Annotated in this window: 16 protein-coding genes; all 16 read right to left on the bottom strand. The window is 64.1% G+C overall.

Annotation, left to right across the window (positions count from 1 at the left end):
• Positions 1–302 precede the first annotated feature (302 nt).
• Entirely contained in the window at positions 303–848 is a 546-nt protein-coding gene (locus SLW56_RS17945; protein WP_318526820.1) for a hypothetical protein, read from the bottom strand.
• A gap of 141 nt (positions 849–989) precedes the next feature.
• Complete coding sequence (gene panE / locus SLW56_RS17940) at positions 990–1,934, bottom strand: 2-dehydropantoate 2-reductase (protein WP_267121765.1); 945 nt, start codon at positions 1,932–1,934, stop codon at positions 990–992.
• 28 nt (positions 1,935–1,962) lie between these two features.
• The gene (locus SLW56_RS17935) at positions 1,963–2,613 is read right to left on the bottom strand and encodes a hypothetical protein (RefSeq protein ID WP_267116588.1); all 651 of its coding nucleotides are present in this window, start codon (positions 2,611–2,613) and stop codon (positions 1,963–1,965) included.
• Positions 2,603–3,283, bottom strand: a complete 681-nt coding sequence (locus SLW56_RS17930; protein WP_152236803.1) for a TadE family protein — start codon at positions 3,281–3,283, stop codon at positions 2,603–2,605. The genes SLW56_RS17935 and SLW56_RS17930 overlap by 11 nt, the downstream gene beginning before the upstream one ends.
• A complete protein-coding gene (locus tag SLW56_RS17925; protein ID WP_226978560.1) occupies positions 3,280–3,642 on the bottom strand; it encodes a DUF192 domain-containing protein in 363 nt (120 codons plus the stop codon). The genes SLW56_RS17930 and SLW56_RS17925 overlap by 4 nt, the downstream gene beginning before the upstream one ends.
• A gap of 29 nt (positions 3,643–3,671) precedes the next feature.
• Positions 3,672–4,535, bottom strand: a complete 864-nt coding sequence (locus SLW56_RS17920; protein ID WP_267085500.1) for a type II secretion system F family protein — start codon at positions 4,533–4,535, stop codon at positions 3,672–3,674.
• Positions 4,536–4,558: 23 nt separating this feature from the next.
• Entirely contained in the window at positions 4,559–5,410 is an 852-nt protein-coding gene (locus SLW56_RS17915) for a type II secretion system F family protein (protein WP_267085501.1), read from the bottom strand.
• Entirely contained in the window at positions 5,403–7,130 is a 1,728-nt protein-coding gene (locus SLW56_RS17910) for an ATPase, T2SS/T4P/T4SS family (protein WP_267085502.1), read from the bottom strand. The genes SLW56_RS17915 and SLW56_RS17910 overlap by 8 nt, the downstream gene beginning before the upstream one ends.
• A 25-nt stretch (positions 7,131–7,155) precedes the next feature.
• On the bottom strand, positions 7,156–8,589 hold the full coding sequence (locus SLW56_RS17905; RefSeq protein ID WP_267085503.1) for a pilus assembly protein N-terminal domain-containing protein: 1,434 nt from the start codon (positions 8,587–8,589) through the stop codon (positions 7,156–7,158).
• Positions 8,590–8,646: 57 nt separating this feature from the next.
• On the bottom strand, positions 8,647–9,426 hold the full coding sequence (cpaB, locus tag SLW56_RS17900) for a Flp pilus assembly protein CpaB (protein WP_043094195.1): 780 nt from the start codon (positions 9,424–9,426) through the stop codon (positions 8,647–8,649).
• Positions 9,423–9,608, bottom strand: a complete 186-nt coding sequence (locus tag SLW56_RS17895) for a hypothetical protein (protein WP_052250845.1) — start codon at positions 9,606–9,608, stop codon at positions 9,423–9,425. The genes cpaB and SLW56_RS17895 overlap by 4 nt, the downstream gene beginning before the upstream one ends.
• 11 nt (positions 9,609–9,619) lie before the next feature.
• Complete coding sequence (locus SLW56_RS17890; RefSeq protein WP_226978563.1) at positions 9,620–10,279, bottom strand: hypothetical protein; 660 nt, start codon at positions 10,277–10,279, stop codon at positions 9,620–9,622.
• Between the two features lie 4 nt (positions 10,280–10,283).
• A complete protein-coding gene (locus tag SLW56_RS17885; protein ID WP_320695247.1) occupies positions 10,284–11,105 on the bottom strand; it encodes a TadE/TadG family type IV pilus assembly protein in 822 nt (273 codons plus the stop codon).
• 13 nt (positions 11,106–11,118) lie between these two features.
• A complete protein-coding gene (locus tag SLW56_RS17880) occupies positions 11,119–11,832 on the bottom strand; it encodes a hypothetical protein (protein ID WP_267093322.1) in 714 nt (237 codons plus the stop codon).
• 80 nt (positions 11,833–11,912) lie between these two features.
• Positions 11,913–13,442: a pilus assembly protein TadG-related protein gene (locus SLW56_RS17875; RefSeq protein WP_295907006.1), complete on the bottom strand. Its 1,530-nt coding sequence runs from the start codon at positions 13,440–13,442 to the stop codon at positions 11,913–11,915.
• Between the two features lie 118 nt (positions 13,443–13,560).
• Positions 13,561–13,833 (bottom strand): pilus assembly protein, encoded by a 273-nt coding sequence (locus SLW56_RS17870; RefSeq protein WP_152236810.1) that lies wholly within the window; start codon positions 13,831–13,833, stop codon positions 13,561–13,563.
• Positions 13,834–13,975: the final 142 nt, after the last annotated feature.

Here is a 13,975-nt window from a genome sequence, read left to right as displayed (position 1 = left end):
GGATTCGTGATTGGGGATTGGGGATCCGTAAAAGCGCGCTTGGCTGTACGCGTCTTTTATTGGAGCGGCTTCAGCCGCGACCGGGCAACGCGTCGCGGCGGATGGTCCGGTGGCCATGCCGATCCTCTGCGCGACCGTGCCGGCCGATGCGCCGGTGGAGATCCTGGACGGCGTGGGTTGGCGTCTTCTTGTGGAAGGGACTTCAGTCCCGACGCACGACGGTGTCAGTTGGCTTTAGTCTGCATTCGTCGCGGGTGAAGCCGCTGCTGCGCAGGTAACGCCATTGGCGGCACTACCGCCTCTCAATCGACCTGCGCGTCCTCGCGTTTTGCTTCCGCCATGGCTTCCGGCTCCAGTTCTTCGGCGCTGCGGTTGAGCTTGACGAACACGCCCCAGGCGATCAGTAGCAGCGCCGCGCACAGGCCCACGGCAGACGCGTAAGGCAGCTTGGACGGATCGTCGTGCATCAGTTCGAAGATCGACACCAGGGTCTCGATCGCCAGGGCGATGACGATGACCACGAAGAACCGCGACAGATAGCGACGCACCCGCGTCGGTCCGCTGACCTTGACGTCGCGCTGCACCTCCTCCTCGTAGATGGTCTGGCCCAGTTCCAGGGTCACCAGCGCCACGGTGAGCAGCCCGATCGCTTCCAGCACCACGTTGAAGCGGTCGCGCACCACCAGTTCGCCGCCCGGGGTCAGGCCGTGCCACAGCTCCAGCACGGCCATGCAGATCAGCCCGGCCGCGCACAGCAGGAACAGCAGAATGATGAGGAAATGCCCGCCGCGGAACAGTTTTTCCATGTGCGTGCCCGCTCGCTTGCCCCCTGTGTGGTGGGCGAGCATAGGCGCCAGGCGCGTCAGCGGCGCGCGAAGATGCACGGCCGCCCACGATACGGCGCAGGTACGACGTTGCCCGGAGCACTGTGGCTGGCGTGCGCAGGGCAGGGGCACGCTGCGCGCGGCACCGGCGTCCCGCGGCAAACCTCAGCGCGCGGGCAGACCGGCCTGGTACGCCTGCAGGTGGCAGTACGCCGCCATCAGCAGCGGCGCGTCCTGCCCGGCGGCGCGGGCGCGGACCAGCATGTCGCCGACGATCTGCTGCGCTTCCACCTGTTGCGCGGCTTCCAGGTCGCGCAGCATCGAGGCCTTCATCGGCGAACCCGGCTGGGTCAGCAATTGCAGCGCGCTGGCCTGCGCCGCCTCCGGCACCGGTTCGCCGGCCGCCGCGGCCACTGCCGTGCATTCGACATACAGGCCACGCACCAGCGCCACGCCATCGTCGCTGGCGACGATGCGCCCGATCGGCGCACGCATCAGGCAGGTGGCCGCGGCCAGCGCGGTGAGGAAGGTGTACTTGATCCACTGCTCCTGCGCGATCCGCGGCGCAGCCAGATGATCCACGTCGGCCTGCGCGCACGCCGCGGCCAGGGCGCGCACGCGCGCGCTGTCGGCGCCGCGGCCGTCGCGTTCGCCGAAGGTCAGCGAGGCCGGCTTGGCCAGGTGCTGAATCGCGCCGTCGGCGTCGAGCACCGCGCTGATGAAACAAAGCCCACCGATCACCCGCTCCGCACCGAAGCGCGCATCCAGCGCCCCATAGTGGCGCAGGCCATTGAGGATCGGCAGCACGCTGGTGCCGTCGTGGACCGCCGGCGCCACCGCGTCCAGCGAACTTCCCAGGTCGTAGGCCTTGCAGCTCAGCAGTACCAGATCGAACGGCCGCGCCTGTGCCGCGCTGTGCAGCGTCTCGGCGGTGAGCGTGCTCACCGCGATCGCCGCGTCGCCGCGCGGGCTGCGGATGCGCAACCCATCGCGTTGCAGGCGTGCGGCCCGTGGTGGTCGCACCAGAAAGCTGACATCGACGCCGGCCTGGGCCAGGCGTCCGCCAAAATAACCGCCGGTCGCGCCGGCTCCGAGAATCAAGATACGCATGAGACGTTGATAGAAAAGGGATAGGCGCTCATTGCAGCGGCCTGGAGCCGTCCGGTGTACGCAGGCCCTCTGGGGGCGTGACTACCTCGGCAGGAACGGCTTCGAAACTTACCGCATCTACGCGCAGGCTGCGCTCCTCGCGGCGGTTGCCGACCTTGCCGCGATAGCCGAGCAGCAGGCCGCTGCGGTCTAGCCATAGCGTGCCGGAGGTCGTGCCGTCAGGGCCTTGCGCGGCGTCGTAGCGCCACCCCGTAGCCAAACGGCCGGCGATGAATTCCCCGGGCGCCGGCGCGCAGCGACCGCCAATCCTGGCGCAAGGATCGGCGGGATCGTACCAATAGGGGCCGCTGGCGTCGGCGATCGGCAGGCGATAGTCCCCGGAGTGGCTGACGAGCCAGCCGCGGCCGCGGGTCCCTGGGTTGATCAGATAGGCATCGGGCGCCTGCGTACCGACGAAGTCGATGCGGATGGCATCGCCACGCAAACGTACCTCGACCAGGACGGCGTCGCCTGCCTGTTTCGGACCCAGCGGACCCACGCCATAGGCGCGTGCCTGCAGGCGCGCCTGCAACGGCTCCGCTGCTTCGCTCTGCTCCTGCGCAGCTGCATCTCTGGGATCGGTTGTCGCAGCGATCAGCAAGCTAGCCAGCAACACCAAGATCGGTCGTTCAATGGTCAAGATTGCCAGCTTCGTAGATAGGGGATTGCATGCGTACCACCGCATAGGATTCGATCGGCAGGCGGCGATGGCCGCTGATTGGCTCTTCGAACAGCATTGAGGCAGGCGTATAGCTTTCGCCCCCGCTGACCAGATCCGACAGGCCGACGATGACGCGGTCGACGAAGGGCACGATCAACGGCATGTTGTAGGTAACCTTGATCTTGAGGATGTTGGCATCCTGCACATTGACCTGGCTGCCGCCGACGTTGGCGTTGCGGAACGCCAGGCTGTCGTTGGGCAGCGCGTAGCGGCCGTCGTACTGGCGTTCGCGGAACTCGTTGTAGGCGGCCCGGGTCGGTGCAATGACCTCGATTTTGGAAAACAGCTGCACTTCTGTGTAACGGATCTTCTGCTTTGTCAGCATGACGTTGGCGATGTCAGGCGATTGAGCGAACAGCGGCGTCAATCCGCCCGCCAATGCGTCTGCCATGTCATTCTTTCTGACGCCGTTGACCGCTCCAGCCCGGGCTGCCTGAAAAGCGGCATAGTCCAGCACTGTCTTGGTACGGTAGATCAGCACGAACTGGAAGATCACCAGGACCAGGAAGAGGAAAGTCGGGACGACGATGCAGAACTCGATCAGGGATTGACCATGCTGATGTCGCGGCGAATGTCGGAGTACGGTCACGAACGGTCTCCTGCGGGAGCGACGATGCCTGTGGCGATGGGAGATTCCGCGGGCAACCACGCCAGATGCTCGCCGCGGACGGGTTGCAACGCCTGCAGCGTACCGGGTGGCAGTTCGAGTGTGGCGTGGGCGTGCAGGCACAGGGCGCCACGCCAGGGACGCACACGCTCGCGCCAGTCCAGGACGCGGCCACCGCGATCGAAGAACAGCAGATCGAGCGGGTACGTCATGGCCAGGGTGTGCACGCTGTTGCACGGCTCGATCAGCAGGCCTTCGCCCGGCTGCAGCGTTGCGCGCCCAAGCAGGCCGCGCAGTCGCAACCACCACGTGTCAGCGCGCCATACGCTGTGCAGCAGCACCTGTCCCTCGCGTTGGAGTGTGCCGCACCTCACAGGATCCCCTGCTGCTTCATCTGCAAGTAGATGAAGTACGCCAGCACCACGAAAATCAACGGAAAGAAGAACAGCACCAGCGGCAGCATCATCTTGACCGGTGCTTCCAGCGCCAGCTTCTCCGCACGCAGGAAGCGCTCTTCGCGCCTTTGCATGGCTTGCGAGCGCAGGGTTTCGCTGAGGCTGGCACCGACCCGGTCGGCCTGGATCAGGGCACTGGTGAAGTTGGAGATCTGCGAGATATCCATGCGGTCGGCCATGCGGCGCAGCGCTTCGGCACGCGGCAGTCCGGCGCGCAGATCGCGCAGCATGCGCGAGAACTCCTGCGCCAACGGGCCGGGCGGACCCTTTTGCACCGATTGCTCGATCGCGCCGGTGATGTTGAGGCCCGCCTCCACCGCCATGGTGATGAAATCCAGGAATGTCGGCAGGTCGCGGACCACATGTTTGCTACGCTGCTTGCGTCGTTCGCCCAGCCACAGCGTCGGATACATCCATCCCAGCGGGATGCCGAACAGCAAACACATGCAAAACGCGCCGACGCTGAGCTTGCCGAGCAGCATCACGACGACGATGAAGACCACGCTGACCGTGCCGGCAGCGACGATGCGGGTCCCGTAGAGCTCTTCGGGGGTCAGCACGAAATCCTGGCCTGCCGACTGCAGGCTACGGTGGGCACGTTCCAATTGCGAGGACTTGAGGCGCGGTCCGACCACATGCGTGGCAGCCGTGACCAGGGGCCACAGCATGCGCAGGACCGACGGCAGCGGATCCTGATAGTTGCGGTCGTCCTGCGGTACCGCCTGCAACATGCCGCGCAGCGCGAACAGCACCAGGCCGACGGCGGTGACGGCCAGCACGGCGACAAGGGCAAGCATCCAGTTCATATATCGATCGTCATGATCTTGCGGCACATGCGATAGCCCAGATACTCCAGCACGCACATCAGGGCGATGACGCACCAACCAAGCAGCGTATGGAACATCGGGTTCATGGTTTCCGGGTAGAACAGCACCAGGAAGCCGACCAGTCCAGCTGGCAGCATCGCCATTACGATGCCCTGCAGGCGGCCCTGCGCAGTCAGCGCCTTGACCTTGCCTTCCATGATCAGCTTGCGGCGCAGGGTTTCGGCCAACGTGGACAGGCTTTCTGCGAGGTTGCCGCCGACCTCGCGCGAAATGCTGACGGCAGCCACGAACAGCTTCACGTCGGGAATGGGAACGCGGTTAGCGAAGTTTTCCAGTGCCTCGTCGGTCCGCACGCCCATGTGCTGCTCGCGCAGCACCAGGGCCAGTTCCTGCGCGAGCGGGGGCTGCCCGTCATGCGCCAGCGCCTCCAGCGCAGGGTTGAAGCCGACACCGGCGCGCAGGCTGCCGGACATCATCAGCAGGCTGTCCGGCAACTGCTGCTGGATCTGGTCGAGGCGGCGCTGCTTGAGCCACAGATACACCTTGCGCGGCGCGATCGCCAACACGATCACGGCCACGACCGGCAGCAGCAGGTTGCCGCTGAGCAGCCACAGCAACAGCGGAATCAACAGCAGTACGACGCCGTTGGCGACGAAGAGCATCTGCGGATCGACGAACAGAAACATGTCCGCGAGGTTCAGGCGCGCCTGGTCGACGAAGCGCTCGTGGTAGCGCTGCATGAAGTTCGCGCTGGCCCGAACCAGCATCAGTCCGGAGACCGTGACGCAACTGAAGGACAGCAGCGCGACGAGCCAGATATTATCCATTGCCCTGGCCGCCGTTGCGGAAGATCGACAGGTCGACCGAAACGCCGCGCTCTGCCAGCTCCTCGTAGAACTCCGGCACTGCGCCGGTTGCGATGAACTCGCCGCTGACTTTGCCATCGCGGCCGCTGTTGGACCTGGCCTTGAACAGGAAAACGTCCTGCAACTGGATCGTGCCGCTCTCGACGCCAGTGATTTCGGTGATATGACTGACTTTGCGTGAACCACAGGGGAAACGCTTCTGATGCACGATGAGGTCGACGGCAGAGGAAATCTGCTCGCGGACCACGGTCATCGGCAGTTCCATGCCGGCCATCATCACCATGACTTCCAGGCGCGATAGCGCCTCTCGCGGATTGTTGGCATGCGCAGTGGTTAGCGAGCCTTCGTGACCGGTATTCATCGCCTGCAACATGTCCAGCGCTTCGCCGCCGCGACACTCGCCGACCACGATACGGTCAGGGCGCATGCGCAGCGCATTACGCACCAAGTCGCGAATAGAGATATGTCCTTTGCCTTCCATGTTCGGCGGCCGCGCTTCCAGCGCGACCAGGTTGGGCTGGACCAGTTTCAGTTCCGCCGCATCCTCGATGGTCACGATGCGGTCGGTGTCGGGAATGAAGTTGGACAGGATGTTGAGCAGGGTGGTCTTGCCGGATCCGGTGCCGCCGGTGACGACGATATTGCGCCGTTCGCGCACGGCCATGGTCAGGAATTCCAGCATCGGCGCATTGAGCGAGCCGAAGTCGATCAGATCCTTGCCTTCCAGTTTGCGCTTGGCGAACTTTCGGATGCTGATGCTGGGCCCGCGCAGGGCGATCGGAGGAATGATCGCGTTGACACGGGAGCCGTCCTTCAGGCGCGCGTCGACCATCGGTGAGCTCTCGTCGATACGCCGGCCGAGCGGAGTGACAATGCGTTCGATCGCCGACAGCACGGCACGATCGCTGGTGAAGCAGACCGCGGACTGCTCGATGCGGCCAGCGCGCTCGATGAAGATCTGATCGTAGGCGTTGACCATGATTTCGGTCACCGTATTGTCCTCGATCAGGTCCTCCAGTGGCCCCAGGCCGATCGCCTCGTCCAGCACCTCCTTGGCCAGGCGCCGCCGATTGACGGTCTTGGGCAGGTCGGCGAACTCCCGCTCCAGGACGTCGTCGATCAGGCTGATGGTGGTCGCGCGCAAGGTGTCATCGCCCATGCTGCGCACATCCAGGCGCCGCAGGTCCATCTGCTTGACCAGCGCGGCATGCACTTTTGCGCGGTAGACCGCGATGTCCGGTGGCAGATCCTGTGGCCGCGCCAGCTGACGCTGCTGCTCCGGCTCGGCGATCGGCTGATTGGCCGCCGCGGCGACGTGCTCACCGATCGGCGCCGCTGGCGCATTGAAGGCACTGGCATCCTGCCTCGGCGTCGGTGCCGACTCCGGTTCGTCGCCGACAACCTGCAGACGATAGTCGCCGATCTGCACCAGGTCGCGGCTGCTCAGCGGGCCACGGCTGCCGGTCACCTTCTCACCGTTGACCAGGACGGACGCCCGGCCACCGAGCGTCTCGATGAAGATACCGTTGTCCTCTCGCTTCAGCGCCGCATGCTGCTGCGCGATGCTCCAGCCTTGCAGGACCACCAGATTGCCGTCGCCGCGGCCGATGCCGCATTCGCGATGCAGACAGCGGACGTGGCGCCGGTCGCGGTTGGGAGTGTCGATCAAGATGTTGAACATGGCGTCTGTCTACGAGTCGTGGCGATTACTGGACGTAGTCCTTGCTGCGCTTGGGCATCGCCTCCTTGCCGCGCTCCTGGATGCGACGCCCACGTTCCAGGCCTTCCTGGTTTTCTGCCGAATCGGGGGTGAGGATGCGCGGGGTCACGAACATCACCAGTTCGGTCCGATTGCCGCGGAAGCCATCGGAGCGGAAAAGCTTGCCCAGAATCGGAATCTCGCCCAACAGGGGAAGCTTCTTGGCGTCCTGCTGCGCGCTGGAATCGATCAGGCCGGAAATCACGATGGTCTCGCCCGCCTTGACGTTGAGTTCCGATTCGGTGCGACGCGTGGTGAAGCCGGGCACGCCCTGCACTGTCACGGTGGGATCGACCCGGCTGACTTCCGCGAGCAGGCGGGTGGAGATCTCCTGGTTGCCGTTGACCAGGGGCTCGATGTCCAGCTTGATGCCGTACTCCTTGAAGTCCACGGTCACCTGGCCGAATCCCTGCGGGATCGGAATCGGCACCTCGCCGCCGACCAGGAACTTGGCTTGGCCGCCGCTGCGTGCACTGAGCTGCGGCGACGCCAGCAGGAATGCCTTGCCCTTGTTCATCAGCAGGTTGATCGCCGAGCCGATCTGGGTGGCGATGCCGAAGAAGGCCTGGGTGCCGGGCACGCGATTGGGCAGAACCACGCCCGCGGCCGGGGTGCCCGGTGGATTGATCCGGTAGTAATCGTTTGTGGTGAAGTCCTTGAGCAGACCACCCACCGGTCCCTGAATCACGTTGTCCCACTGAATGCCAAGCTCTTCGAGGGCATTGCTGTCGAACTCCATGATCTTCACGTCCATCAGCACCATCGGACGCATCCCCACCGGGTCGGCGGAGGTAAAGTCGAGCACGCTCGGGTAGAGCTTCATCAGCGCCTCGATACGCTTGGCCACGCCAGGGTTGATGTCTTGGCCGGTGATGACCACCCGATCCGCGACAGCGTGCACGCCCAGGTTGGGCACGTCCGCGAGCAAGGCGCGAATGGTCTCCACGGTGGCGCCGGCGTTGCCGTCCATGACTTCGACCGGCACATCGATCTGGCGCCCGTCCTGCAGCCACAGATGCACGCTGGTCGCGCCCGGCTTCTGCCCGATGATGACCAGTTCACGCTTGCCGATGTTGGTCACCTGGACCAGTTCGCCGTTGCCGACGGCCACACGCTTCAGTGCCTGCGGCAGGCTGTGAACGGCGGCCTGACCCGCATAGATCCGCGCGCGCTCGGGCAGCGGCGTGACCTGGGCATTGCCCGCAGCACGCTGATAGGCCGGGTTGGGCACAGGGGTGGGAAAACTGCCACTCATCGGCACGGGCGACTGATTGCCCGTCGGCTGGGGTTGTGGCTGGGTCCTGGTATCTGGCGCGACCCTGACTGGCACCGGCACCAGTCCCGATTGCTGTTGCGCCTGCACTTCGCCGTTCATGGTCATGGTCGCTACGGCGAGCATGGGAAGGAAAGAAACACTCCATGTAGTCCTGCGCATGCGTCAGCCTTTGCCTCCGATGATGAATTCCACGCCACTGCTACCGCCGGGCTTGGCGGTGCCGAGCAACTCTTTCTGGGTCATGCCATTGAGACCGAATGAGTTTCGGTCCTCGACCTGGCGCAGCATCACCCGCATTGCGCCGGCCTTGGCCGCCACCGTCAGGCGCTCTGCCTGCTGCGGGCTCAGTTCAAGGGTGATGTTGGAGAAGCCTTGCTGGTCTTCCTGCGCAGGCGTGTCCCCGACGCGGTTGCCGGTGGCGAGCACGTTGATGTTCTCCAGTAGCGGAATGACCCGGGAGCCGGCGTTTTCCTGTTCCACGGTCAGCAGGATATCGACATGATCGCCAGGTGCGATCATGCCGGAGATCGAGTTGGTCTCGTCGACGGGCAACGTATAGCCGACATTGCCCGGCCTGATCACGCGCGAGAACTGGTCGTACAGCGGCACCAGCGCGCTGGCGCCCAGCGGAGCGCCCTGGCGGACGGGCGCGCGCAGCACGCGCCCGCTGAACTGGTCCACGTTCTCCGGGGTCACCGCATCGGCGGGCTGCAGGTCCGCCGGCACTTCGCGGACGGCCAGGTCGGATGTGGTGACTACCGTGCCAGGGGCCATATCGGATTTGGGCACGGCCACCGCGACGGTCTGGCCAACATCTTTGGTGCGCGCGGCCACTGCGCTCTGCACGTAGCGCACTGCGACGAAGGCCGCCAGGGCACCGAGGCCCAGAGCGACCACGATGAATAGCAGATTGCGGTTCGGCTTGAATGCGGGGGCCTTCATAGCCACCCCAGCGACAGCGCATAGGTGAAGCTGGCATATGCCTTGCGCAGCGAATCGATCAGCTCCAGGATGATGTTGGGCTGCGCCACGAGCACGATGACCGCCAGCATAGTGACGATGCTGTACTCGATCAGGGCCGCGCCGCGTTGGTGCCGGGCGGAGGGCGGGAAGGCAGATCTCACGGCGTTCGTCCTCATTGCTGGAGCTGATTGACCACGATCGAGGTGCCCTTCTCGCGGCGGTTGAAGGTCAGGGTCATCTGCTGCTTGCCCTTGCTGTAGCTGCTGACGCAACTGTTGGAAATCATCGAACAGGCCGTCGCCGACGACTGTGCCGTCCAGCCTTCGGCCGGCAGCCGATTGCGATAGAACGCTTCGCTCTGATAGGGCGACAAGCTACTCTCCATCGCCAGCGTGCGTCCGGGGTTATCCAGGTACTGGATGTCGTTGACGACTGTGGTGCCGGAGGGCTTCATGAAGTCGGCGCCGGGTGCAGTCCGCGGCTTCTCCTTGAGCAGGCGCACGATGCCGATCTGTGCTTCGCTACCGGTACCCGCTCCGTTGATTTCCACGGTGATGTAATGCTCGTCCTGGGCATGGCCAACGATGGTCTTGCTGCCGACGTCGTTGATCGTGACCTGCCCCGGCCATTGCTTCGAATAGAACGCGATCAGCTGCTGCGGCGACTGCTGGCTGGTATAGCGCGCCGAGCGCATGTGCAGGCCGTTGTAGATCATGTGCTTGGACACCCACTCGCTCTTCGCGTCGTCGGGCTCGGGCACGTCGGGCCACTCCGCGGCGCAAGCGGTCGCCGGCACCAGCAGGACCAGAAGCGCCAGGATCAGGTGAAACATAGGCTCAGCGCGGCGGGGCATAAGGTTCCAGCTTGTCCACCGGAACCACATCCGGGGCGATGTAGCCCGGCTCGAATCGACTGATGGTGCCGACGATCGGGATGATCTTGAGCGCATCGAACATCTTCGCCGAGTCGCTCAGGTAGGAACTTGGCACCAGCGTGCGCACCTGGCCGATGACGGAGCGCTTGGCCGGGTTCTTCGCGGTGCCTGGTCCGGCTGCATTCCATGGGTCGGCCAGCAAACTGTTGCTGCCTTGCATACGCAGCCCGAGTTGGTCGAACGGTTCCAGGAACGACGCTGACCCGCCGTTGGCAAGCTTGAGGTCCTGCACACTGACGCTCAGGTTGGACGTCACCAAGCCTTTGTCATTGGGTGGGAAGTTGCCGGGAATCTTGCTGATCAGATTGCCGAGGCGATCCAGGATGCCGGAGGACCGTTCGTTCTTGTAAGCGTTGACGCGGATATCGCCGCGTTCCAGCAGCGGTTGGTTCGAGAAGGTATTCAGCAGCGGATTGTCCGCGCGGTCGCGCGCACTGCCGGTGCTGGCGCGGCTGATGATGGGCGCATCTGCCTTGCCGAAATGCCGGTCAACAGTCAGGTCGCGCATGCGCGTGGCGGACGGCAGGGTGTAGTCCTTTGCCACGGTCGCCTCCCAGGCGGCGGCACGCGCTGCCTGCTGGGTAGCCTGACGCAAATGAATGTACTTCCCCATGATGGGGATCAACAGGAACAGCGGGACCAGGACGGCGCACAGCACCGCCGCTTCGGTAAGGCTCTGGCCGTCCTGGCGTCCGCGCAGTTGCGGTTGTCGACGCTGGCGCATGCTTGCGGTCCTCCTAGTTGATCTTCGCCGGTGCGCGCGGTGCTTCCAGCGCGGCGGAGTCGAACGCCTTGCCGACGCTGATCACCTGGGTGGTGACCGTGTAGTCCGCATCGGCGCCGGGTGTCTGTTCCAGGACAATGAAGCCACGATTGGGGCGATGGTCGTTGGCCGGCTCGGAGGTGAATCCCCATTTTGTTCCGGCCGACCAGACGCATTGACGCAGCCCGTTCGGCTTGACCCACTCGTTGCAGGGCTGACCGGCGACACTGCGTTGGGCTGGGCCTCGGAAATCGGACAGCGCGGCAGGCGCACTCTTTTCCACCGGCGTGCGGGTCAGCGCGTCCTGCGGCGCCGCTTCGTCGGTTTTTTCGCCCGTTGCCAGATCTACCTGCTGGTAGCGGCTGGCAGTGGTGGTTTCCTGTGTGCCGGTGGTCTCAAGCCGGAACAGACAGGTGCCGCCAGCGCCATCGTTGGCGACGTTCCAGCTGGTTTCGCGGACGACCTCGGTCTCGCGATCGAACCAGAGTTCGTAGCGGGTCGTGCCGAGCAAGGCGACATCCTTATCTGACAAGGCACGGCTCTGCAGTCCCCCTGCCTGGCAGTCGCGCAGCGTCGCCAGGTAGTTCTCTCGCGCTTCGTTGACGCCGTTGCGCGTCATTTCCACGGTCTGCCGAACGTGGATCGGCGGCATCGAGCTGCGCGTATCCTCCACGCCATCGGCATCCACTGCGGTGGCACTGCAGCTGCACAGGGTCAGTAGCAATACTCCAAATACGCTGTTGCGGCAGTGGAGGAGGGTTGGCGACCTCATAGTGCACCGGTTCCTGCGACGACGGCCTTGATCGCACTCGGGGTATCGACCAGGCGCGCTTGCCAGTAGGGACTGAACAGATTGCCGGACTCGACCTTGTTGTCGCCGCGACGGAACAGCGCATAGTTGGGCGGCCGGTTGAAGTACACCTGCGCCGAGGACAGTGCGCTCAGCTTGCCGTTCTGCGCCTTGTTCTGCATGGACATGCGTGACCCCGCCGCGGTGCCGATGCCGACGGTCTCGCTGGTGCGCGCATTGCGCATTTCGGTTTCCGCGTACACGCTGAACACCGGGCCGGCGTTCTCGTCGAAGATCTGATTGCCATTGCCGGAATACGGGCGCATGGCCATGTTTTTCTTGACGTCGTGATAGTCGCGAAGGCCGTTGTAGCTGGTGAAGAACGCGTTCTTGTGCTGACCCTTGGCGGCCCTGACATTCGCATCGCCTTCGACCATGCGGCTGACCAACCGGTTCTTGCGCAGGCTGTCGCCGTAGGGGCGATAGCGACGCTTGTCCCAATCGGAATACCACCCTTGACCATTGCCGAAGCCGTTGAGGAAGCGCTGGTTGCGGTAGCGGTCGACCGCCTGCGCGCCGCCCCAGCCCATCGGCAGATCGATGTCCACGATCGGCCAGATCTTGACGTCCATCGACATGGTGTCCAACGCCGCCCAGCGGTTGTAGTCGACCATGTCGGTACCGCCGGTGCTCTCGAAGTTGATCAGCCCGATGCCAACCCGATCCCCGCGGTCCTTGCTGAAATCGTCGCGCGACTGCATCACCACATTGCGGAAGCGATCGGCGCCATTGCGCTGCGCCGCACTGCCGGTACCGGTCGTGCGCGGAATCCTGTTGAAATCGAGGAACTTGCTTTCTGCGGTGAGCAACTGCTCGGCGAGCACACCTGTACCAACGGTTCCCAGGCTCGCATTCGCGGAGTTTCGTTGCACCACATCTCTTGCGATCAGCATGCCATCTACACGGGATACGCCTTCTATCACCGACGTCGCCGCCGTGGCGAAGATGCCGTTGAGTTCGTCAAGCGCGGTGACGACGCCTTGTGCGAACGGTTGAAAGGCACTTCGAACGCCTTTCAAGATGTTTTCCGCCGCCTGGAAGCCGGTAGCGAGCGCTTTGAACACCGCGCCGACATATGGGATCAATGACAACGCGTTCATCGTCAGACGCATCGTGATGGTCGTCATCTGCAGCTGGTTCATCCACGAATACAGGCTGATCGTCTGCGCGATCGCCACTTCGTTCGCCACCCGTGCGCGATTCATGTAAGCGGCGAAGTTGAGCGCACGCGCCTGCTGCACCGCGACGCTGTATGCGGCCGCATCGGCGGCGTTGGTGAGCTCGACTTTCTTGTTGACCGATTGCCCGCTGTCGAACAGCACGATGGCGCCGACACAGAGCACGAGGATCAGGACCAACCCCAGCACCATGGCTTGGCCGGCCATGCCGCGCTTCCCGTCCAGGCGGGGCGGCACACGTGATTTGGCAATCGCGATCGCTGCACGCATCTGCAGTTCCTTTGCCGAATGCACTTCCTACAGCGGCGTCACCGGCATGTCGGAAAATAGAAGAAGGGCCTGGGCAGCGTGACTGCCCAGGTACCTAGGACATCAGGGCAACAAGTAATTACTTGTTGTTGTACGCGTCCATGCCCTTGGTCTTGTCAGCTTCCTGCTGCGCGCTGTTGGACTGGTTCTTGGCGCGGTTGATCGACTGCGTGGCGCTCTGGCCCGCCAGTTCCTTCGACATGCCCGCGACCTGGCTGCGGACGGTGCCGCCGAAGAAGGTGACGGCGGCGATCGCGGCGATCGCGATCAGGGCGGTGATGATGATGTACTCGGTCATGCCTTGGCCCAACTGCTTGCGGCCAAATCCAATGTGACGGCGATGGTTCTTCATCTGAATCCTCTCCTTGGCTCTTTCGCCCGATTACCGGCAGCACACATACTTCCCGCGGCAACGTGTGGCGAGTGGGTGATTTAAGTGAAATAATTCACAGAGATGAAGCTGATCTCTGGCCCGCGGATGCATCGAACGAGAA

Origin of the sequence: Xanthomonas sp. LF07-6, assembly GCF_034105445.1 — a bacterium.
GTDB lineage: Bacteria > Pseudomonadota > Gammaproteobacteria > Xanthomonadales > Xanthomonadaceae > Xanthomonas_A > Xanthomonas_A sontii.
The sequence above is the reverse complement of the archived record's forward strand: the minus strand, read 5'-3'. Positions and strand labels throughout refer to the sequence as shown.